General features: G+C 70.1%; 20 protein-coding genes. 9 read left to right on the forward strand and 11 right to left on the reverse strand.

Going from position 1 to position 20,713, the window contains the following annotated elements; translation table 11 throughout:
* Positions 1-8: 8 nt before the first annotated feature.
* Both JOE53_RS10865 and JOE53_RS10870 read left to right on the forward strand, forming a co-directional pair.
* On the forward strand, positions 9-1,202 hold the full coding sequence (locus JOE53_RS10865; RefSeq protein WP_204947732.1) for a mechanosensitive ion channel family protein: 1,194 nt from the start codon (positions 9-11) through the stop codon (positions 1,200-1,202).
* An 87-nt stretch (positions 1,203-1,289) separates the two neighbouring features.
* Positions 1,290-3,008 (forward strand): AMP-binding protein, encoded by a 1,719-nt coding sequence (locus tag JOE53_RS10870; RefSeq protein WP_204947733.1) that lies wholly within the window; start codon positions 1,290-1,292, stop codon positions 3,006-3,008.
* 9 nt (positions 3,009-3,017) lie between these two features.
* Here JOE53_RS10870 and JOE53_RS10875 read toward each other — a convergent pair whose 3' ends face one another.
* The 5 genes from JOE53_RS10875 to JOE53_RS10895 all read right to left on the reverse strand — a co-directional run bounded on the left by JOE53_RS10875 (position 3,018) and on the right by JOE53_RS10895 (position 4,569).
* Positions 3,018-3,320: a Dabb family protein gene (locus tag JOE53_RS10875; protein ID WP_005049786.1), complete on the reverse strand. Its 303-nt coding sequence runs from the start codon at positions 3,318-3,320 to the stop codon at positions 3,018-3,020.
* Positions 3,317-3,586 carry a glutaredoxin family protein gene (locus JOE53_RS10880; RefSeq protein WP_198013028.1) on the reverse strand — a complete coding sequence of 90 codons (270 nt, stop codon included), beginning with the start codon at positions 3,584-3,586 and terminating at the stop codon, positions 3,317-3,319. Before JOE53_RS10880 ends, JOE53_RS10875 begins: the two co-directional genes overlap by 4 nt.
* Positions 3,587-3,680: 94 nt before the next feature.
* Positions 3,681-3,779: a 30S ribosomal protein bS22 gene (locus JOE53_RS10885; protein WP_003792170.1), complete on the reverse strand. Its 99-nt coding sequence runs from the start codon at positions 3,777-3,779 to the stop codon at positions 3,681-3,683.
* 82 nt (positions 3,780-3,861) lie between these two features.
* Positions 3,862-4,053: a helix-turn-helix domain-containing protein gene (locus JOE53_RS10890; protein ID WP_005049784.1), complete on the reverse strand. Its 192-nt coding sequence runs from the start codon at positions 4,051-4,053 to the stop codon at positions 3,862-3,864.
* 108 nt (positions 4,054-4,161) lie between these two features.
* The gene (locus JOE53_RS10895) at positions 4,162-4,569 is read right to left on the reverse strand and encodes an ArsR/SmtB family transcription factor (RefSeq protein ID WP_204947734.1); all 408 of its coding nucleotides are present in this window, start codon (positions 4,567-4,569) and stop codon (positions 4,162-4,164) included.
* 70 nt (positions 4,570-4,639) lie between these two features.
* On the opposite strand from JOE53_RS10895, the gene JOE53_RS10900 reads away from it, so the two are divergent.
* The 3 genes from JOE53_RS10900 (at position 4,640) to JOE53_RS10910 (ending at position 7,965) form a co-directional block, all read left to right on the forward strand.
* Positions 4,640-6,082, forward strand: coding sequence for a TrkH family potassium uptake protein (locus tag JOE53_RS10900; RefSeq protein ID WP_204947735.1), 1,443 nt, complete (start codon positions 4,640-4,642; stop codon positions 6,080-6,082).
* Positions 6,075-6,746, forward strand: a complete 672-nt coding sequence (locus JOE53_RS10905; RefSeq protein WP_036287495.1) for a potassium channel family protein — start codon at positions 6,075-6,077, stop codon at positions 6,744-6,746. The genes JOE53_RS10900 and JOE53_RS10905 overlap by 8 nt, the downstream gene beginning before the upstream one ends.
* 223 nt (positions 6,747-6,969) lie before the next feature.
* Positions 6,970-7,965, forward strand: coding sequence for a hypothetical protein (locus JOE53_RS10910; protein ID WP_204947736.1), 996 nt, complete (start codon positions 6,970-6,972; stop codon positions 7,963-7,965).
* Between the two features lie 90 nt (positions 7,966-8,055).
* Here the strand turns inward: JOE53_RS10910 and proC are convergent, their stop codons facing one another.
* Entirely contained in the window at positions 8,056-8,889 is an 834-nt protein-coding gene (gene proC / locus JOE53_RS10915; protein WP_204947737.1) for a pyrroline-5-carboxylate reductase, read from the reverse strand.
* A gap of 279 nt (positions 8,890-9,168) precedes the next feature.
* On the opposite strand from proC, the gene JOE53_RS10920 reads away from it, so the two are divergent.
* Complete coding sequence (locus JOE53_RS10920; protein ID WP_204947738.1) at positions 9,169-10,281, forward strand: alpha/beta hydrolase; 1,113 nt, start codon at positions 9,169-9,171, stop codon at positions 10,279-10,281.
* Positions 10,282-10,294: 13 nt separating this feature from the next.
* On the opposite strand, the gene tadA is transcribed toward JOE53_RS10920, so the two are convergent.
* A complete protein-coding gene (gene tadA / locus JOE53_RS10925; protein ID WP_005049776.1) occupies positions 10,295-10,762 on the reverse strand; it encodes a tRNA adenosine(34) deaminase TadA in 468 nt (155 codons plus the stop codon).
* A gap of 22 nt (positions 10,763-10,784) precedes the next feature.
* On the opposite strand from tadA, the gene upp reads away from it, so the two are divergent.
* Positions 10,785-11,417 (forward strand): uracil phosphoribosyltransferase, encoded by a 633-nt coding sequence (upp, locus tag JOE53_RS10930; RefSeq protein WP_204947739.1) that lies wholly within the window; start codon positions 10,785-10,787, stop codon positions 11,415-11,417.
* 70 nt (positions 11,418-11,487) lie between these two features.
* Here upp and JOE53_RS10935 read toward each other — a convergent pair whose 3' ends face one another.
* From JOE53_RS10935 to JOE53_RS10945, 3 genes are all read right to left on the reverse strand, one after another.
* On the reverse strand, positions 11,488-12,489 hold the full coding sequence (locus JOE53_RS10935) for a magnesium and cobalt transport protein CorA (protein WP_036287510.1): 1,002 nt from the start codon (positions 12,487-12,489) through the stop codon (positions 11,488-11,490).
* A gap of 260 nt (positions 12,490-12,749) precedes the next feature.
* Positions 12,750-13,049, reverse strand: a complete 300-nt coding sequence (locus tag JOE53_RS10940) for a DUF3467 domain-containing protein (RefSeq protein WP_005049773.1) — start codon at positions 13,047-13,049, stop codon at positions 12,750-12,752.
* Positions 13,050-13,127: 78 nt separating this feature from the next.
* On the reverse strand, positions 13,128-16,685 hold the full coding sequence (locus JOE53_RS10945; protein ID WP_204947740.1) for a TM0106 family RecB-like putative nuclease: 3,558 nt from the start codon (positions 16,683-16,685) through the stop codon (positions 13,128-13,130).
* 75 nt (positions 16,686-16,760) lie between these two features.
* On the opposite strand from JOE53_RS10945, the gene JOE53_RS10950 reads away from it, so the two are divergent.
* Positions 16,761-18,830: an NAD(+) synthase gene (locus tag JOE53_RS10950; protein WP_204947741.1), complete on the forward strand. Its 2,070-nt coding sequence runs from the start codon at positions 16,761-16,763 to the stop codon at positions 18,828-18,830.
* A 95-nt stretch (positions 18,831-18,925) separates the two neighbouring features.
* Here the strand turns inward: JOE53_RS10950 and JOE53_RS10955 are convergent, their stop codons facing one another.
* Positions 18,926-19,513, reverse strand: coding sequence for a 4'-phosphopantetheinyl transferase family protein (locus JOE53_RS10955; RefSeq protein ID WP_005049770.1), 588 nt, complete (start codon positions 19,511-19,513; stop codon positions 18,926-18,928).
* Between the two features lie 231 nt (positions 19,514-19,744).
* Between JOE53_RS10955 and JOE53_RS10960 the strand changes: the two genes are divergently transcribed.
* A complete protein-coding gene (locus JOE53_RS10960; protein ID WP_204947742.1) occupies positions 19,745-20,713 on the forward strand; it encodes a hypothetical protein in 969 nt (322 codons plus the stop codon).

Here is a 20,713-nt window from a genome sequence, read left to right on the forward strand (position 1 = left end):
AGACCTCCATGTGGGACAACGGGCTCGAACTCGCCATCGCCGTGGCCATCGCGGTGGTTGCGGCGCTGCTGTTCACCGTCGCGATCACGCTGATCGTTCGCCTCATGGCACGGCGCGCCGACTGGCCGACGCGCCTCATCCGGCACGGCCGCCGGCCGTTCCGCGTGCTCATCCTGGTGTTCGCGCTGTGGATCGCGGTCGCGGTGGTCGCTCCCGGCGACGCCACGTGGATGCCGCTGGTCAGCCAGCTCTTCACAATCGCCTCGATCCTCGCCAGCGCCTGGCTGCTCGCCGGTCTGGTCGCCTTCGCCGGCGACGTCGCGCTCGGCCGCTATCGCATCGACGTCCCGAACAACCGGGTCGCCCGGCGGATCAGGACCCAGGTTCTCATCCTGCGCCGGCTGGCCATCGCGTTGATCGTCATCATCGCGATCGGTGCGATGCTCCTGACCTTCCCCGCCGTCCGCGCCGTCGGCGCGAGCGTGCTCGCCTCGGCCGGCATCGCCTCGGTCGTCGCGGGACTGGCCGCGCAGTCGGTGCTGGCCAACATCTTCGCCGGCGTGCAGCTCGTCTTCAGCGACGCGCTGCGCGTGGACGACGTCGTCGTGGTGGAGGGAGAGTGGGGCCGGATCGGGGAGATCACGCTCAGCTACGTCGTCGTCGACATCTGGGACGACCGCCGGCTCGTGCTTCCCTGCACGTACTTCACCACCAAGCCGTTCCAGAACTGGACGCGCACCGGCAGCGAGCTGCTGGGCTCCGTCGAGCTCGACCTGGACTGGCGCGTGTCGCCGGCGCGCATGCGCGAGGAGCTCGCGCGGGTTCTCGAGCAGACCCCGCTGTGGGACCGGCGGGCGTCTGTTCTGCAGGTCACCGATGCGACGAACGGATTCGTCCGCGTGCGGGTGCTGGTCACGGCGATCGATGCGCCGACGCTGTTCGACCTGCGCTGCTACGTGCGCGAGCACCTGGTCGACTGGGTGCACCGTGAGACGCCCGGGGCTCTCCCTGTGCAGCGTGTGCTGATCGAGGATGCCGAGACCCCGCCGGCCGCATCGGCACAGGGAGAGACCGCCCCCGACACCGGCTCGACCGGACTGTTCACCGGATCCCCCGAGGCGGAACAGCGCGCCCGCGCGTTCACGCAGGCGATCCCCATCGTCCCCGGCGCCGCCGACGACGGCGCCGAGCGCCCCGCCTGACGAGTTCCGACAGCGCGTCGCCGGCGTCGCATACCGCCGGACGGATCACTCAGGGCGTAGCCTGACCGAGTGCCTCACGCGGATGACATGACGACTTCCCCCATCCGACCCGCCACCGACGCCACCGAGAAGGTGCGCGCCGCACGCGATCACCTGCTCGCGCACCGCGACGACTACGACGGCGCCGTGTCCGGCTTCGCCTGGCCGGAGCTGTCCGCCTTCAACTTCGCACTGGAGTGGTTCGACGTGGTCGCCGGCGAGCACCCCGACCGCGCCGCCGTCACGATCGTCGACGCCGACCTCACGGCGCGCTCGTGGAGCTACGGCGAGCTCTCCCGCCGCTCCGACGCCGTCGCCGTCTGGCTCGCACAGCAGGGACTCCAGCGCGGCGATCACGTCATCGTGATGCTCGGCAACACGATCGAACTGTGGGAGGTCATGCTCGGCCTCACCAAGCTCGGCGCCGTCGCCATCCCCACCACGACTCTCCTCTCGTCCGACGATCTCGCCTACCGCATCGCGCACAGCGGCGCCCGCGCGGTCATCGCCCCGAGCGAAACGGCGAGCGCGGTGGATGCCGCGACCGCCGGCATCCTGCGCATCGCCGTCGGCGCCGGTGCGCCGGCGGACTGGGTCTCGTTCGACGGCTCGCACACGGTCACGGCGGTGTTCGTCCCGTCGGGGCCCACGCCGGCCGACGACCTCAATCTGCTGTACTTCACCTCCGGCACCACCTCCGCCACCCCGAAGCTCGTGCGCCACACGCACGTCTCCTACCCGGTAGGCCACCTCTCGACACTCTGGTGGCTGGGGCTGCGCCCCGGCGACGTCCACATGAACATCTCCTCGCCCGGCTGGGGAAAGCACGCCTGGAGCAACTTCTTCGCGCCTTTCCTCGCCGAGGCGACGGTGTTCGTCTACACGTACGAACGCTTCGACGCCGCCACGCTCATGCAGGTGATGGACACCCACCAGGTGACCACCTTCTGCGCCCCGCCGACGGTGTGGCGGATGCTGATCCAGGCCGACCTCGGCCTGCTCACGAAGCCGCCCCGCGAGCTGCTGGGGGCCGGGGAGCCGCTGAACCCCGAGGTGATCTCGCGGGTGCGCGCCGCCTGGGGCCTGACGATCCGCGACGGATACGGTCAGACCGAGATGACGTGCGCGATCGGAAACTCACCGGGCCAGGTGGTCAAGGACGGGTCGATGGGACGGCCTCTGCCCGGCTACCCCGTTGTGCTCGTCGATCCCGAGACCGGCCAACGCGGCGTGGACGAGGGCGAGATCTGCCTCGACGTGTCCACGCCCATCCTGGGGCTCATGGACGGGTATCACGATGCCCCGGAGCGCACTGCTCGTGCCCTGCACGACGGGCTGTACCACACCGGCGACATCGCGTCCCGCGACCAGGACGGCTACCTCTCGTATGTCGGGCGCAGCGATGACGTGTTCAAGGCCTCCGACTACAAGATCTCGCCGTTCGAGCTCGAGTCGGTGCTGCTGGAGCACCCGGCCGTCGTCGAGGCCGCCGTCGTCCCGAGCCCCGATCCGCTTCGCCTCGCGGTGCCGAAGGCCTTCGTGCGCTTGAGCGCAGCGGCCACCGGCGACCCGCGCGCCGCTGCCGGCGAGATCTTCGCGCATGCGCGCGCCCGCCTGTCGGCCTACCAGCGCGTGCGTCGGCTGGAGTTCGTGGAGGAGCTCCCGAAGACGATCTCGGGCAAGATCCGCCGCGTCGAGTTGCGCGCGGCCGAAGCCGCATCGGTCGAACGGCCCGCCGGCGAGTTCAGCGACCGCGACTTCCGCTGAGGCGCCGGCTCAGATCTCCACGTCGACGGCGACCCGCTCGCCGCGGATCGTGCCGATGAACGCCGCGACGTCCTCGTGGGCGGGGTGCACCTGATACGCGTCCAGACCCGCGACGTCGTCGAAGTCGGCGACGAGCACGAGGTCCCAGTTCTGGCCGGGGAAGAGGATGTTGGCGCCCGCGCTCATCGCCCGCAGCGTCGGCACCACGCCCGCGAGGGCGTTAAGCCTGCGGGCCGCTTCCGCGGCGTGCGCGGCACGGTCGGCCGCATCGGCGGCGGCCATGCGGAAGGCGACGACGTGGCGAAGGGTCATCGAGGGGTGTCCTCTCGGTCGGGGGCGGCGAGCGCGGCACGAAGGCGCTCGGGCGAGAGACGCCAATGGGCGTGCAGGCGATCGTCGATCAGGACGACGGGGATCTTCTCCCACCACTGCGCGTACAGCGCGGGGTCATCCGTGATCGACAGCTCCTGAACGTCGACGGCGTCTTCGGGCAGGTCAGCGACCACGCCCTCCACGATCTCCCGTGCGACATCGCACAGGTGACAGTCCGGTTTGGAGATGATCGTGAGGGTGGTCACGGCATCCATTCTGCCGGAGAACACGAAGCGCCCGTCCCGGATCGATGATCTCGGAGACAGGCGCTCGGTGTCGTTTGCAGCGTGCCGCGACGAATTACTTCTTGTTGCGGCGCTGGTGGCGAGTCTTGCGAAGCAGCTTGCGGTGCTTCTTCTTCGCCATGCGCTTGCGGCGCTTCTTGATGACAGAACCCACGGAAAACCTCACTATGTCAGGGGTCTGGACGCGGGTGGCCGCGTCCGGGAACGGGCATCTCGAAAAATGCCCTCGGATCAGTCTAGCCGACGTCGGCGATAGGACGTTGCACGGCCTCGGTGACGGCCGTCTCGGGCACGCGGTAACTGCGACCGAATCGCACGGCCGGGAGCTCGCCAGCGTGCACCAGGCGGTACACGGTCATCTTCGACACGCGCATGATCTCGGCCACTTCCGCGACCGTCAGAAAACGCACGTCAGAAAGGTCCGGCATCCCATTCCCCCACCGATACCCGATGCGGTGCCTCCGCATTGCTGTGAACCAACATTAGGGTCTCTGTGCGCCGCGTGTAAACCCGTGTGATCGGTGTGACTCGTGTGTTCACCGACCGGGGAAGCGCTTGAAGGCACTGTCCCACGCATGCTTCGCGGATGCCGCCGCGCGCCCGACCAGGTCGGCCGCCGCGACCGCGGGCTCGGGAAGCGTCGAGGGGCCCGCAGGAGCGGGGAGGAGATCTTCGTCCAGGAAGGGGACGAGCCAGTCATCGACCGCGTCCAGCGGCGCCGGCGACAGGCTGTAATAGCGGTGCTGACCCTCTTCGCGCACCGTCACCAGCTCGGCCTCACGGAGCACCTTGAGGTGCTTGGAGACCGTCGGCTGGCTGACACCCAGGTCGGTGACGATGTGGGACACGCTCGTGCCGCGCTCGCCCGCCGACGCGCGCTCGCGCAGAAGCTGCAGAATGTCCCGACGGGTACCGTCGGCGATCACGTCGAAGATGTCCGCCATGACGATAGGTTAGCCCGCGTCGCGGCCCGGAGTACCATGTCAACGGTTCTTCGTCAGAGAGGGGCGGACCATGACGGGCGACACCGCGGGTGCCCGTGCATGGCGCTCCCTGCGCACCTCACTCGCAGCCACCCGTGATCGACTGCGCGACGCGACGACGGCCTCGCCGTCGCGGTTCGCCGTCGGCATCTTCCTCGCGCTGATCCTGCTGTTCACCGCACTGTTCTCGCTGCCCGCGGCATCCGCCGACGGTCGGGTCACGCCGTTCGCCGATGCCCTGTTCACCGCGGTGTCGACGATCTGCGTGACGGGGCTTTCGACCGTCAACATGGGGACGCACTGGAGCGCGTTCGGTCACCTGATCGTCTACATCGGCGTGAACGTGGGCGCGATGGGGGTGCTGACCCTGGCATCCATTCTGGGCCTGGTGATCTCCAAGCGCCTGGGCCTGCGCGCGAAGCTGATCGCCGCGGGCGACACGAACCCGCTGCGCGCCCACGGCGGACCGGTGAACGAAGGTCAGGCGGTGCGCCTGGGCGAGGTCGGCCAGCTTCTGGCCACCGTGGCGCTGTCGACGCTCGTGATCGAGGCCGGGCTCGCCGTGCTGCTGTACCCGTCGCTGCTCGCGAGCGGTGTCGACCCGTGGAGCGCACTGTGGGAGGCGCCGTATTACGCGGCGATGTCGTTCACCAACACCGGGTTCGCCCCGAATGCCGAGGGCATCGCCCCGTTCGCGCACAACTACCTGTTCCTCACACTCCTGATGGCGGGAGTGTTCCTGGGCTCCATCGGCTTCCCCGTGATCTTCGCGCTGTGGCGCCACCACTTCCATGTCCGTCGCTGGTCGCTGCACGCCAAGCTCACCCTCATCACCACGGTCATCCTCTTCTTCGCCGGCGCCGCAGTCTTCCTGCTGCTCGAGTACGACAACCCGAAGACGCTCGGCGGGATGGATGCCTGGGACACGACCTTCCAGGCGTTCTTCCTGTCCGCGATGACGCGCTCGGGGGGCTTCTCGATCGTCGACATCGGGCAGCTGCACGGATCGTCTCTCGTCGTGGGCTCGATGCTCATGTTCATCGGCGGCGGCTCGGCATCCACCGCCGGCGGCATCAAGGTGACGACGCTGGCCGTCCTCGCCCTCGCCGTGTGGTCGGAGGCGAAGGGCCGGCCGAGCGTGCAGGCCTTCGGCCGCCGCATCCCCAGCGACGTGCAGCGCGTGGCGTTGTCGGTCGTCGCGTGGGGGTCGACGATCGTCGCGGTGTCGACCATCACGATCGCCCAGATCACGCGATATCCGATCGAGTACGTGCTCTTCGACGTCGTCTCGGGCTTCGCGACCGTCGGACTGTCCACCGGGATCACGCAGGACCTGCCCGATCTCGCCGTCTACGTCATGGCGGCGACGATGTTCATGGGCCGTGTGGGTACCGTCACTCTCGCCGCGGCCGTCGCCGCGACGAGCCGATCGCAGCACTACTCGCTGCCCGTCGAAAGGCCGATCGTTGGTTGAGCAGATCCGGAGCGATGCTCCCGTCCTGGTGATCGGCCTCGGCCGCTTCGGAGCCGCGTGCGCCGGCGAACTCGACCGCCTCGACCGCGAAGTCCTCGCGATCGACGACAACCTCGAGCTCGTGCAGAAGTGGTCCGAGCGCGTCACCCACACGGTGCAGGCCGATGCCAAGAACATCGAAGCGCTCAAGCAGATCGGCGCCCAGGACTTCCAGGTGGCCGTCGTCGCCGTCGGCTCGTCGATCGAGGCTTCGGTGCTCATCACGGCGAACCTGGTCGATCTGAAGGTGCCGCAGATCTGGGCGAAAGCCGTCTCGCAGAGCCACGGCAAGATCCTCGCCCGCGTCGGCGCGAATCACGTCATCTACCCCGAGCGCGAGGCCGGCGAGCGCGTCGCGCACCTGGTCAGCGGCCGGATGCTCGACTTCATCCGCTTCGACGACGACTTCGTGCTCGCCAAGATGTACCCGCCGAAGTTCATCCGCGGCATCGGTCTGAACGAGTCGGGGGTGCGCTCGAAGTACAACGTCACGGTCGTCGGCGTGAAGAGCCCGGGCAAGCCCTTCCGCTACGCCGAGGCCGACACCGTCGTCACGAACCACGACCTCATCATCGTGTCGGGGACCAACAGCGACATCGAGCGTTTCGCCTCGCTCGACCGCTGACCGCGGCATCCGCCCCCGCCGCGCCCTCCGCGCCCTCCGCGCCCTCCGCGCCCGCGAGAAACCATCTGCGGCGCGAGAAACCCTGCCGCGCGGGGTTTCTCGGCTCGCCGGTGGTTTCTCGCCGGCGCACGGCGGCTCCTCCCCAGGCGGCGCGGGAGGGGATGACCGCGGGAAGGGTGGGGATGAGACCGCGGCGGCGCGGGTGCCGGGGCATGATCTGCGGATGCCGCACCTGCCGACGGACCGTGCCACCACCCGGTCACCGCTTCCGCTCGTCACCTCCGCCGAGGCCCGCGTGCTGCGGCTGGCGGTGGCCGGTCCCGGTTTCGTGCGGGTGCGCTGCGGCGTGTACGTGGATGCCGCCGCGGCGGCGCGGCTGGCGCCGTGGCAGCGGTATGCGCTGCGGGTGCACGCCTTCGCGCTCGTCCACCCGGATGCCGTGCTGTGCCTGGAGTCCGCCGCGGTGCTGCTCGGCCTGCCGCTGTTCGGCGAGGCGCGCGACATCCACGTGTTCGATCCGGACCGCACGGCGTCGCGACGGTTCGGCGACGTGTGCGTGCACACCAGCACGGACGCGCGGGAGGTCGTGAGCGTCGACGGCATCCTGTGCACCTCGCCGACGGATGCCGTCATCGATCTCGCCCGCGTGCTCCCGCCCGCGCAGGCGCTCGCCGTCGTGGATGCCGCGATCTCGCCCCGACAGGGCGGCGCTCTCGTCGTCGACGACCTCCGGGAGCGCGCCGCGTCGCAGGCCTCCCGCCGGGGCGTCGCGCGGCTGGCGTGGGCCTGGGCGCACGCGGACGCGCGCGCCGAGTCGCCCGGCGAGAGCGTCAGCCGCGCCGTCATCCGCTGGTGCGGCTTCGAAGACCCGGTGCTGCAGGCCGAGTTCCGCTACGAGGGGGTCACGGACCGCACGGACTTCCTGTTCCCGTCGAGCCGCACGGTGGGCGAGAGCGACGGCTGGGGCAAGTACGGCATCGACGACGGCGACGCGCCAGCGGCGGCCGCGCGGCGTTTCCGCGACGAGAAGCGCCGCGAGGACCGTCTGCGCCGCGCGGGGCATCCGGTCGCACGCTGGGAGATGGCGGACGCGGTGCGGGTCGAGCCGTTGGCGACCGCCCTGCAGCGCGCGGCCGTCCGGCTCGTCCGCCCGCGCGACCGCGCCGGACTGGCGAGCCTGCGCCAGACGCCCCGTACCCTCCCTCACCGACCGCAGTGAGAAACCACAACGGCGACGACACACACCTGCAGTGGTGGTTTCTCGTATCGAAGGTGGTTTCTCGCGGGCGGGGGCGAGGGGGGCAGGGGGTCAGGCGCCGGCGGCCATCTCCTTGGCGCGGGCGAGGGCGGCGTCGGTCGCCTCGGCGAACACGCCGTCCAGGCGGGCGCCCTGCAGCACCGCGATCGCACGCTCGGTCGTGCCCTTGGGACTGGTGACGCGCCGGCGCAGCTCGGCGGGGTCCTCCCCCGTGGCATCCAGCAGCGCCGCGGCGCCGATGAAGGTCTGCTCGGCCATCAGGCGCGCGTCGGCGTCGGAGAAACCCTTGCCGCGTGCGGCCTCGGTGAGCTCCTCGACCAGCAGGAAGAAGTAGGCCGGACCCGACCCCGAGATCGTCGACAGGGCGTCGATCTGCGACTCGGGCACCTCGATGACCGCCCCGCACGTCTCGAACAGCCGGCGCACCAGCGCCAGCTCGTCCGCGGATGCCGTGGGGCCCGCCGACAGGCCGGTCACCGCCTTGCCGACCACCGCGGGGGTGTTCGGCATGGAGCGGATCACCGAGACCTCTTCACCCACGATGGACGCGAATGTCGCGATCGTGACACCCGCGGCGAGGCTCACGATGATCGTCCCCGGACGCAGCACGGGCGCGATCTCGCGGAGCAGATCGGGCACCATCACCGGCTTCACACCGATGAGCACGATGTCGGCGGCTGCGGCGGCAGCCGTGTTCGCGTCGCCGTCGGCCTCGAGCGAAAGGCTCGTGACGCCGTCGAGTCCCACCAAGGCGTCAGCGCGCACGGCGGTGCGGTTGGTCACGGTGATCGCGGGGGCATCACCCGAGCGGACGAGGCCCTGCAAGATCGCGCCTCCCATCGAGCCGGCACCGAGGATCGCGATCGAAGGGAGGGGGGAAGCCATGCCCTCATCCTCGCAGAGGAACGAGCGGCCTGCAGAGAAACCACTCATCCGTGCTCGGCTGCGCCGGTTTCCCCGCTGGGGGTACCCGTGATCGACGGGGTCGCCGCCGCCGTGCGGTGGGCAGAGAGCCTGACGGCCCTCGGCAGACCCACCCGTACGGCAGGGCCGTACGCACCTCGGGACCACGAGAACGCATGGTCGGGTCCGCCGCTCGGCGCACTCCGACTCTTCACCTGAGAGTCCGTTCATGACGACAGGTCGTCGGAGTAGGATGCGGTCATGACGCTCCTCGACGGCATCACCTCCCGGATCATCGACACAGAGCGCCTGCGCGTCGGCATCCTCGAACGCGTCGGCGACAACCCGGCCGCGACCGCGGACCAGACCGTGATCCTGGTGCACGGCAACGTGTCGTCGAGCCTGTTCTGGCAGGAGCTCATGCAGGATCTGCCCAGCGATCTGCGGATCATCGCCGTCGATCTGCGCGGGTTCGGCAACACCGAGAGCGCGCCCGTCGACGCCACCCGCGGCGTCCGCGACTTCAGCGACGACGTGTTCGCCACGCTGCAGGTGCTGGGCATCGACACGGCGCACCTCGTCGGGTGGTCCATGGGAGGAGGCGTGGTCATGCAGTACGCCATCGACCACCCCGTGCGCTCGCTCACCTTGCAGGCGCCGGTCTCGCCCTACGGCTTCGGGGGCACCCGCCGCGACGGATCGCGGGTGACCGCCGACGACGCCGGCTGCGGCGCGGGCGGCGCCAACCCCGACTTCGTGCAGCGACTCACCGACCGCGACATGACCGACGAGGCACCGACGTCGCCGCGCAGCGTCTTCCGCTCCGGCTATGTCGCACCGGGATACACGAGCGCGCACGAGGACATCTGGGTGGAGTCGATGAACACCACCTCCACGGCCACCGGCAACTACCCCGGCGACAGCGTCGCCAGCGAGAACTGGCCCGGGTTCGCCGCCGGACGCCTGGGCGTGCTGAACACCATGGCGCCGCAGTACTTCAACACCTCGAGCATCGTGGACATCACCCCCAAGCCTCCCGTCCTCTGGGTGCGCGGCTCGGCCGACGCGATCGTCTCCGATGCCTCCTTCTTCGACATCAACCACCTCGGCGCCCTCGGGGTGATCCCGGGGTGGCCGGGCGCCGAGTCCGCACCCGCGCAGGAGATGGTGTCGCAAACCCGCGACGTGCTGGATGCCTACCAAGCGGCGGGAGGCGCCGTCACCGAACTGGTCTTCGAGGGCGTCGGCCACGCGCCGCACCTGGAGCGCCCCGCGGAGTTCCGTCGCGCCCTGCTGGAGAACATCGGCTACATCGGCCGTCGGGCCGACCCCGCCCCGCCCACCGAGGCGATCATCCTCAGCTCCTCGGACTGAGGCAGGGACCTCCTCAACGGCGGGCGTCGAAGAAGGTGCGCAGCAGGGCGCGCGCGTCGTCCTCCAGGATGCCGCCGACCACTTCGGCCCGCACCGGCAGCCGCCGGTCACGTAGCACGTCGTACACCGATCCCGCGGCGCCCGCCTTCTCGTCCCACGCGCCGAACACGACCCGGCCGACGCGAGCCTGCAGGATCGCGCCCGCGCACATCAGACACGGCTCGAGGGTCACGGTCAGCGTGCACCCCTCGAGGTTCCACGACCCGACGGATGCCGCGGCCTGCCGGAGGGCCACGACCTCCGCATGGGCGGTGGGGTCGGCGGTCGCCTCCCGCAGGTTGAGACCTTCACCGATCGCCGCGCCCCCCGCATCCACGACGACCGCGCCCACCGGGATCTCTCCCGCGTCCGCCGCGCGAGCGGCCAGTGCAAGGGCACGACGCATCACCGTCTCGTCGTCGGCACGCACGGGCAGGCTCATGCCTTCAGCGTAGGCTGAGATCATGCGCGTGCACGTTGCCGATCACCCCCTCATCACCCACAAGCTCACCGTGCTGCGCGACGAGCGCACACCATCTCCGGTGTTCCGACAGCTCACCGAAGAGCTGTTGACCCTGCTCGCGTATGAGGCGACCCGCGGCGTGCGCGTCGAAGAGGTCGAGATCCAGACCCCGGTGACCACCACGACCGGCGTGCGCATCTCGGAGCCGCGACCGCTGGTGGTGCCGATCCTCCGCGCCGGCCTCGGCATGCTCGACGGCATGGTGAAGCTGCTGCCCACCGCCGAGATCGGCTTCCTGGGCATGGCGCGCAACGAGCAGACCCTGCAGCCCTACACGTACGCCGAGCGCCTTCCCGACGACCTCAGCGACCGCCAGTGCTTCGTTCTCGACCCGATGCTCGCGACCGGTGGATCGCTCGGCGCGGCGATCGACTTCCTCTTCGCCCGCGGCGCGCAGGACGTGACCGCGATCTGCATCCTCGGCGCGCCCGAGGGCGTCGCGAAGATCGAGGAGCTCGTGGGCGAGCGCGACGTGACCCTCGTGCTCGGTGCGCTCGACGAGCGCCTGAACGAGAAGGGCTACATCGTTCCCGGCCTCGGCGACGCCGGCGACCGCCTCTACGGCACGGTCTGAGCGGCTTCATCCGCCCCGTGTCGTCGCTATCGGATGCCGAGAGTGACGCAACGGGACGGACGAATGAGGCTCACAACCACCGACGCCGCTTGAAGATCAGGTAGAGCACGGTGGGGAAAGCCACCATCACGCCGAGAGCGACGGGGTAGCCGTACTCCCAGTGCAGCTCGGGCATCACGTCGAAGTTCATGCCGTAGACGGTGCCGATCAGCGTGGGCGCGAAGATGATCGCCGCCCACGAGGAGATCTTCTTCACCTGTTCGTTCTGGGCCAGATTCACCTCGGTCTGGCGCCGCGAGACGAGCGCGGAATGCACGATGAGCGCCTTGTCGAGCACGGCACGGAAGCCGTCGATGCGCTCGGTGACGCGGAGGGCATGGTCGCGGACATCGCGCAGCCGCCGCTGCAACTCGATGTCGACGTGGTACGCGTCGTGGCCGCGCTGCAGCCATTCGATGATCGGCACCAGCGGGTGGGTGGCTCGCGCGAAGCGGTTCAGCTCGCCCGACAGCTCGTAGATGCGGCGCGAGAGGGCATCGTCGTCGGCGTCTCCGAACAGGTCGTCCTCGATCTCGTCGATGTCGTTCTCGATGCCGGCCACCAGAGGCTCGTACTCGTCGACGACACGGTCGAGTACGGCGTACAGCACCGCTTCCGATCCCAGCGCCAGCAGTTCCGGCTGCTGTTCGAGGCGCCGCCGCACGGCCCCGAGATCGGGCGATTCGGCGTGACGGATGGTGATGACGAAGTCGGGGCCGACGAACAGATGCAGCTCGCCGATGTCGAGCTCTTCGCGCTCGTCGTCGTAGCGCGCGGGACGCAGCACGACGAACAGCGTGTCGCCGTACCGCTCGACCTTCGAACGCTGGTGACCCAGAGCCGCGTCCTCGATGGCGAGGGGATGCAGTTCGAACTCCGTCGCGACGGAGGCCAACTCTTCGTCCGACGGACGGTACAGGCCGATCCACGCGAAACCCGCGTGCGCTTCCTGGAGGGCATAGGCCTCGTCGAGCGAGGCGGGGGTGGCGACGCGCACGCCGTCCTTGTAGACGGCGTTGTCGATCAGGGTCATGGGTCTCTCCTCGAGGACACGCGGTCGCCGGGCGCCGCGAACGGGCACGCACGAAAGCGCCGCGGGTGCGCCGGCCTCAGAACGAGAGGATGCCGGCGGCGAGCACCGCGGCGCGGCTACTATCGTCTGCCATGGTGTCTCACCGCCTCTGATCGCGGCTCGTCGTGATCGGATGCACGGGGACGAGCCTCGGGGAGTATATCCCCCGAAGATGACCGGCGCGCGGTCGAGACCGGTCGCGGCCCCGGGCGACGGTATCGTCACCCTTCGGCGCGTCGCCCGGTCTCCTGCTCCCAGAACTCCAGCTGCTGGGTGAGCGCTTTCGCCAGCTCGAACACCTGCTGCGGGGGGATGCGCACTCGCTGCACCACCCGAGCGGGCACGACCGTGACGGGCGCACCGTCGGCATCCGCCCCGGCCTGCGGAGGCCGCACGAGAGAGACGAAGTCCATCACGAACACGTCGGGCGTGTGCCACACGTTCGCGAAGTCGGCGAAGCTGCCGGCGATCACCTCCGGCGGCAGATCGATCTCAAACTGCCGGGGCATCTCATCGCTCATGTCGTGCTCCTGTTCGCCACGTCGCGGAGGCGTCGCCCCGCAGAACTCGACCGGTGCGCGTCGACCGATAGGCCGAGTCTAGGGCGCGTCCGCGCCGACGAGACGGGCGAAGGCACTGAGGCGGGCGACACCGTCCGGAGTGCGGGGCAGGTCGTCGAGCAGCCCCGTGCCGTAGACCACGAACGCGGTGTGCTCGGCCCGCGAGATGGCCACGTTCAGACGGTTCTGCAGCAGGAGGAACTCGAGCCCTCGCGGTGCATCACGGCCGCTGGATGCCGCGAGCGACACGATCGCGACGGCAGCTTCCTGACCCTGGAACTTGTCGACCGTTCCGACCGGGATCTCCCCGAGCCCGGCCGCTGCCAGCACGGACTCGACGAGCACCTGCTGCGCGTTGTACGGGGTGACGACGATCAGATCCGCGGCCGTGAGCGATCGCGGGCGCGCCTGTTCGGATGGCGTCCACGCCCGCCCGAGGAGGTCGCGAGCGAGGGCGAGGACGGCGTCGGCCTCCTCCGGCGACTGTGTGGCGTTGCCCGCGTGGGTCAGCGGCATGGGGACGACGCCGGCCGCAACGCCGTCGAGGTGACGCCCCGAGGTGGACGGATGCGCCGCGAGTCGCCCGTCGTAGGACAGTTCGGAGACGGGGGCCGCGACCTCGGGGCGCATCCGGCGCGTCTGTGCGAGGAAGAAGCCGCGATCATCGGGGACGACCGCGACGCCGTCCATCACCCATCCGAGTGCGGAGGTGTCGACCGGCTCGGGATGGGTGCCCTGGCTCACCTGCGGCAGCTGCTGGGGATCGCCGAGCAGCAGCAGTCGCTGCGCCGCGACCGACACCGCGATGGTCGAGGCGAGCGAGAACTGTCCGGCTTCGTCGATGACGAGCAGGTCCAGACTCGCGCGGGGCACGCGTCCGGGGTGGCTCAGGTCCCATACCGTACCGCCGATGACGAACCCGTCCGGGTGTGCCTGGGCGAAGGCCGCATAGCCGTCCTTCGCGATGGCGGTGAAACTCTCCGCACCGGATGCCGCGCCCTTCGTCGCCTTCGCGACGCGCTCACCCGGCACCCCCGCATCGACGATGCGCGCGAGCATGTTCTCCACGACCGCGTGCGACTGCGCCACCACGCCGACGCGGTATCCCTTCTCGCGGACCAGGCGCGCGACCACGTGCGAACCGACGTAGGTCTTGCCGGTGCCCGGCGGGCCTTGCACGGCCAGATAGCTGCGGTCGAGATCGTCGACGGCGCGGGCGATCTCGTCGACCGCGTCACCGTCGCCGCGCGCGAGCGTACCCGAGCGCGTGCGCGGGATTCTGCGCAGCAGCAGGTCGGTCGCGGGGTCGAACGGGAAGTCCGCCGAGCGCAGCGGGGCCGCCTGGATGATCGTGTCGGCCCAGTGATCGATCGCCGCCTGCTGCGACCCGGCCTGAGGCGGCGCGGGCGGGGTCGAGGCGATCGGCAGCTCCTGCCAGGTGAATCCGTGGACGGAGTTCTCCTCCACGACCATTCCGTCATCGAGGACGTCGACGACGCGGACCGACCGCGCGGCGTGGATCCATCGCGGGCTGGTGTCGATCGGGAACGGTGTCGGCAGCTCGTACAGCAGGAAGACCGATCCCCCCGCGGACAGCTTCGTTCCCGGCGCGAGGTCGCCGCGCAGCTCGAGCACCCGGCGCTGGACGCGACCGCCCTCCGGCACGTGCCAGTCGGTCAGGACCCGGCAGCGATCATGGTCGAAGACGACGACGTCGCGGGTGTCCTCCCAGATCGAGACGGGCTCCCGCAGCCGCAGGAAATGCGTCGCCCAGAACGTCTTCGCCTCGCGGGGGTAGTAGTCGATCGCCGCCGCGGCGAGCTTCAGCGCGGTGACCGCGGCCTCGTCGGGCGCGTCGTCGGTGTCGGCGACGCCGGCCATCCGCGTGAGCGCCTCGGCACGCGGCGAGGGCTCGTACGGACGCTCTGCGGCGTCGACATCGGCGGAGGGCATGAGCTTGGCCTCCCGGGCCCGCTCCACGAGCCAGTTGCGCAAGCGCCGCGTCGAGACGCAGTCGTAGCGGTTGTAGTCGGCGAGGTCATCGAGGATGGCCGCTCCCGCGGCATCCTCCCCCGCCGCCATCAGCTCGCGCGCTTCGACGTACTTGACGATCGAATCGTCGCCGCGCTGCACGTCGCTGGTGCGCACCTCGGCGCCCATGTAGAGCGGCTCGAGCTTCTTGATCGAGTACGAGCGCGACCCCACACGCAGGGCGCGCCGGACGATCGGATAGAGGTCCACGAAGACGCCTTCACGCAGCAGCGTGTCGACTACGGCCTCGCGCACCCCGTACCGCGCGGCCATCGCCAGCAGGTGCGTCGGCTCGTACGGCGCGTAATGGTAGATGTGCATGCCGGGATGGGTGCGACGGCGCAGCGCCACCACATCCAGGAAATCCTCGAGCGCCCGCTTCTCCTCTGCGAACGAGTGCGCCCACAGTGCCGCGTACTGCTCGTCGTCGTCGACCCACCCGAACAGGTAGTCGATGCCCCACGACGCTCCCCCCGCGTCGGCGGCTTCGGTGTAGAGCGGATCGCCCTCGAAGTCGAAGAACAGGTCGCCGCGGTCGGGCCGGGGCAGCGCGCCGATCGCCTTCGGAAAGACCACCTCGAAGGTCGGCACCGGCGGCGTGTCCGCGGTCGCCGTCTCGCCCACGCCGCCTGCGGGGCTGTCCAGCTGCAGACGCGCCTGCGTGCGCAGTCCGGCGAACGTGTCGCCCGACATCCGCTCGGGAACTTCCGTCGCGGCGGCCAGGTCATCGATGGTGCGGATACCGGCCGCACGCAGCCGATCGCGCTGCACGGGACGCATTCCCGCGACCAGCAACAGGTCGCGGTGCGCGACCACCTCCGCATCGCACGTCGCGCACCGCCCGCACGCGACGATCCTCAGTTCGCCGCGGTCATCTCCCCACCCGATCGGGGCAGCGTCGACGCCGGCCGCGATGTCACGGTCGGCGATGAGCGCGCGCAGTCGCTGCCGGCGCAGCCGGAAGACGGGCATGAGGTCGCTGACGGCGTGCGTCGAGGTCGTGCCGTCGCCGAGCAGCAGTTCCACCCGGCCGCTGCGCGGCGCGCCGAGACGGTCGAGCTGGTCGGCATATGCCGCCAACTGCATCAACGCGGTCACGCGTGCGTGGCGCGCGAGCTTGGTGTCCTGGACGACCCACGGGTTCTCGGAGCCGTCGACGATGCGAGCGGGATCTTCGCGCACGAGGAAGTCGGCGAACCCGACGAACTCCGCGGTCGCGAACACCGCCTGATAGATGACCGCGACGGAGGGGTCGGCCAGCGCCGCCGACGTCGCCGCGACCGCGGCGGCGACCGCGACGGCATCCGACGATCGCGTCTCGGGCAGTTCGACGACACGTCCGGGGTACTGCGCGCGGTACAGATCGAGCTGGCGCAGCTCGTGCTGCCTGCCGAGCCGACCGGCGCGCTCGAGGGTGAGGTCTTCGGGCTCGAGCACCGCCGGCACCCGTCCGAGCTTGGCGTCGATCGCGCGCAGCCACGCGAACTCACACTCGGCGGCTGCTTTCAGGTCGCTCGCACTCCAGACGATGCGCGCGCCGTCGCCGGTGTCCTCGATGTATCGCATGTCACCCTTCCGCCTCCGACGCTAGTCGGCGCCGCCGACATCGCCCAGCGCCGGTGCACCTGCCAGACTGGAGGGGTGAGCGAGAACCTGCCGTTCGAGAGCGCCTACCGGCACGGGTTCGCCCGGGTCGCCGCGTGCACCATCACCGTCGCGATCGCCGACCCGGCGCGAAACGCCGAGGCGGTCATCGATGCGGCCCGCGCGCTCAGCGACGACGCCGTCGCCGTCGCCGTCTTCCCGGAGCTCTGCCTGAGCGGATACGCCATCGACGACCTCGTCATGCAGGATGCCGTGCTCGACGCCGTCCACGCCGCGATCGGCACCCTGGTCTCGGCCTCGCACGATCTGCGGCCGCTGCTGGTCGTCGGCGCGCCGCTGCTGCTGGGCGCCCGCCTCTACAACTGCGCCGTCGTGATCCACCGCGGACGCGTGCTCGGCGTCGTCCCGAAGAGCTACCCGCTGACGTACCGCGAGTTCTACGAGGCCCGCTGGTATGCCGCGGGCGCCGGCGCGCCGGCGACCGCCGTCCTGGCCGGACAGCAGGTGCCCGTCGGCACCGATCTGCTGTTCGCCGCCGACGATGTGCCGGGCCTGGTCGTGCACGCAGAGGTGTGCGAAGACATGTGGGTGCCGGTCCCGCCGTCCTCCGCTGCGGCCCTCGCCGGCGCGACGGTTCTCCTGAACCTCTCCGGCAGCCCCATCACCGTCGCACGGGCCGATGACCGTCACCTGCTCGCGAAGTCACAGTCGTTCCGCTGCAACGCCGTCTACGCCTACGCGGCTGCGGGCCTGGGCGAGTCGACGAACGACGTGTCGTGGGACGGCCAGACGATGATCTACGAGTCCGGCGCCTTGTTGGCCGAGACCGAGCGCTTCCCGGACGGCCCGCGCAGCGCCATCGCCGACGTCGACCTCGACCGCATCCGCCAGGACCGGCTCCGGCAGGGGACGTTCGACGACAACCGACGCGCGGTCGCCCCGGCAGCGGCGCCGATGCGCATGGTGTCGTTCACGGTCGATCCCCCGGCATCCGACATCGGGCTGCGTCGCCCGCTCGACCGCTTCCCCTTCGTACCCGACGACCCGGCACGCCTCGACCAGGACTGCTACGAGGCGTTCAGCATCCAGGTGTCTGCGCTCGCGCAGCGGATGCGCGCCATCGGGTCACCCAAGCCCGTGATCGGCGTGTCCGGGGGGCTCGACTCGACCCACGCTCTTCTCGTGGTCGCCCGCGCGATGGACCGCATGGGTCGCCCGCGCAGCGACATCCTCGCCTACACGATGCCGGGCTTCGCGACGAGCGATCACACGAAGTCGAACGCCATCGCCCTCGCCGAGGCGATCGGCGCGTCGATCCAGACGATCGACATCCGTCCCATGGCGACGGAGCTGCTGACGGGCATCGGCCACCCCTTCGCGAACGGCGAGCCCGTGTACGACGTGACGTTCGAGAACGTGCAGGCCGGGGCGCGCACCGACTTCCTGTTCCGACTCGCGAATCAGAACGGCGGATTCGTCGTGGGCACCTCCGACCTGTCGGAGCTCGCCCTGGGATGGGCCACCTACGGCGTCGGTGACCAGATGAGCCACTACGCGGTGAACGCCGGGGTGCCCAAGACTCTCATCCAGCACCTGATCCGATGGGTCATCGCCCACGCGGGCGAGGACGGCACGAGCCTGTCGGATGCGGCGAAGGCGGTGCTGCAGGCGGTGCTGGACACCGAGATCAGCCCCGAGCTGGTGCCCGCCGGCCAGGACGGCAAGGTGCAGTCGACCGAGGACACGATCGGACCCTACGCGTTGCACGATTTCGCGCTGCATCACGTGCTGCGCTACGGCTTCCGGCCGTCGAAGATCGTCTTCCTCGCGGAGCACGCATGGCGCGATGCGGATGCCGGGGCGTGGCCGCCGGGCTTCCCGGCATCCGACCGCTACGGCTACGACCGCGAGACGATCGTGCGCTGGCTGCGCGTCTTCCTGACGCGCTACTTCGGCTTCGCGCAGTTCAAGCGCACCGCGATCCCCAACGGCCCCAAGGTGCTCCCTTCGGGGTCGCTCTCGCCGCGCGGCGACTGGCGAGCGCCCAGCGACGGCAACGCCGCGGTGTGGCTCGCCGAGCTCGACCGCGCCTTCCCGTCCGCCTGAGCTCACCCTCACCTCGCGCCCCGCGGCGTTCGTCCGTCCGCTCTGGTCGATTCACCCTGTCGGATGCGGCAGCAAGGGACGGATGAACACGGGATTCAGGCCGCGGGAAGCGTTCCGATCGCGATCGTGATCACCCAGCTGTCGCGCGAGGCGTCCACGAGCGTGTACTTCATGTTGCGGTCCGGGATCCACCCCTTCAGCCGCCCCATGTCCAGCCGCACGTTGTCGGGTGCGACGCGCACCCCGCGACCGTCGGCCTCCAGCACCGCCTGCACCCGCACCCAGTGCTGGAGCAGGTCGGGGATGTTGTTCGGGTCGAACAGGTGCGAGTGCTTCTGCATGAAGCGGATGTCGGCGGGTTCCGGTGTCATGTCGCGGATGTCGATACCCAGCGGAAGGCCCGGGTCGCAGATGGCGACGATCGTGGCGGCACGGAAGCTCGCCGTCACGATCGCGATCGGCAGTTCCTCACCGTCGCGCGAGGCGATCAGGCGCGTGTGGTAGCCGAAGCCGCGCGGCGCCTCGCGCTCGATGCGAATGTCGTTCACGTCGCAGCCGAGGCGAGCGGCGATGAGCTCCTTCGCGAGAATGCGGCGACGATCGTGCACGGTCGTGGCCGGGTCCCAGCCGAGTCGCGCGGCCACGGAGGGCGGAGTGTCGAGCAGAACCGAAGTGAGTGTCATGGCGTCCCTTTCATCGGGCGTCCCACCGCGTGCTCGCACCGGCGGGATGCCGCGTACTCCCATCCTGTCTCAGGATGGCATGGCACGGTCACCGGATGCGACGTGAGAAACGTCGCGGACAGCTCACCGGGAACAAAGTCACAGTGAGTCGATAGGGTCGACATACCGCCGCCACGCCGACGTCCTTTGGACGAGGCCGCGCGATGTTCGGACACGACGAAGGAAGAGCAGATGTCGACACCCCCGCCCACGAATCCTCAGGATCCGGACGGCTCGGCCGCCGACGGCTCCGACGCGGTCGCTCCCGACGCTGTAGACTCCACCCCCACCGAGGTCTACCCGCCCGCAGCCCCGCCCACCCCGCCCGCTCCGACCGGCGGCGACGGGGATGCGTACGTCGCACCGACGGCACCGCCGCTGCCACCCGTGCCCGGGCAAGCCAGCGCGCCCAACGGGGCACCGACCGTCCCCTACGGCGCGCCGACCCCGCCGTACGTGGCGCCCGCGGGCCCACCGGTGCCCGACACGAGGTCGAAGGCCATCGCGTGGACGGCGCTCGGGCTCGCCGCCGGCGGCACGCTCCTCAGCATCATCGGCATCGTGCCGGTGCCGTGGGTGGGTCTGGTGGCCGTGCTGATCGGCGGCCTGCTCCTGCTGGCGGGCTTCATCTTCTCCATCGTCGGGCTCGCGGGCCAGCGCTACGGCGGAAAGCCCCTCAGCATCACGGCGCTCGTGTTGTCGCTGGTGGGCGCGACGATCGGCTCTTTCGCTCTCATCTGGTCGATCATCCTCGTCGGCGTCTCTTCGGCGGGCTCATCGATCGACGAGATGATGAGCACGCCGAGCCCCGTCCCCTCCGTCGAAGTCAGCCCCGGCGACATCCTGCCCGGAGAGGGCGACGATTCTGCGACACCGACGGAGTCGGCGGAGCAGCAGGAGTTCATCGCGGATGTCCGCCCGAAGGTCAACCAGATCCTCGGGGAGGTCGACCCGACGGCGACGCCCGAGATCATCGAGCAGGTCCTCCCCGACGAGACGCTGATCCTCATCGGCGAGACGCTGCTCACGACCGGTGAGGCGGGAATCGACGACCTCGTGCAGCAGACGATCACCAGCGTGGGAGCCGATGAGAGCTCCGCCGACATGCTGCGAACGCTCTACGGCGAGATCCTGACCTCGGCGCGGGTCTACCTGCAGTAG

The organism is Microbacterium laevaniformans (assembly GCF_016907555.1).
GTDB classification, from domain to species: domain Bacteria; phylum Actinomycetota; class Actinomycetes; order Actinomycetales; family Microbacteriaceae; genus Microbacterium; species Microbacterium laevaniformans.

Coding starts and splice junctions, on each gene's coding strand:
- JOE53_RS10865 (WP_204947732.1), top strand. CDS start 9: ATGTGGGACAACGGGCTCGAACTCGCCATCGCCGTGGCCATCGCGGTG.
- JOE53_RS10870 (WP_204947733.1), top strand. CDS start 1,290: ATGACGACTTCCCCCATCCGACCCGCCACCGACGCCACCGAGAAGGTG.
- JOE53_RS10875 (WP_005049786.1), bottom strand. CDS start 3,320: ATGACCCTTCGCCACGTCGTCGCCTTCCGCATGGCCGCCGCCGATGCG.
- JOE53_RS10890 (WP_005049784.1), bottom strand. CDS start 4,053: ATGCCGGACCTTTCTGACGTGCGTTTTCTGACGGTCGCGGAAGTGGCC.
- JOE53_RS10895 (WP_204947734.1), bottom strand. CDS start 4,569: ATGGCGGACATCTTCGACGTGATCGCCGACGGTACCCGTCGGGACATT.
- JOE53_RS10900 (WP_204947735.1), top strand. CDS start 4,640: ATGACGGGCGACACCGCGGGTGCCCGTGCATGGCGCTCCCTGCGCACC.
- JOE53_RS10910 (WP_204947736.1), top strand. CDS start 6,970: ATGCCGCACCTGCCGACGGACCGTGCCACCACCCGGTCACCGCTTCCG.
- proC (WP_204947737.1), bottom strand. CDS start 8,889: ATGGCTTCCCCCCTCCCTTCGATCGCGATCCTCGGTGCCGGCTCGATG.
- JOE53_RS10920 (WP_204947738.1), top strand. CDS start 9,169: ATGACGCTCCTCGACGGCATCACCTCCCGGATCATCGACACAGAGCGC.
- tadA (WP_005049776.1), bottom strand. CDS start 10,762: ATGAGCCTGCCCGTGCGTGCCGACGACGAGACGGTGATGCGTCGTGCC.
- upp (WP_204947739.1), top strand. CDS start 10,785: ATGCGCGTGCACGTTGCCGATCACCCCCTCATCACCCACAAGCTCACC.
- JOE53_RS10935 (WP_036287510.1), bottom strand. CDS start 12,489: ATGACCCTGATCGACAACGCCGTCTACAAGGACGGCGTGCGCGTCGCC.
- JOE53_RS10940 (WP_005049773.1), bottom strand. CDS start 13,049: ATGAGCGATGAGATGCCCCGGCAGTTTGAGATCGATCTGCCGCCGGAG.
- JOE53_RS10945 (WP_204947740.1), bottom strand. CDS start 16,685: ATGCGATACATCGAGGACACCGGCGACGGCGCGCGCATCGTCTGGAGT.
- JOE53_RS10955 (WP_005049770.1), bottom strand. CDS start 19,513: ATGACACTCACTTCGGTTCTGCTCGACACTCCGCCCTCCGTGGCCGCG.
- JOE53_RS10960 (WP_204947742.1), top strand. CDS start 19,745: ATGTCGACACCCCCGCCCACGAATCCTCAGGATCCGGACGGCTCGGCC.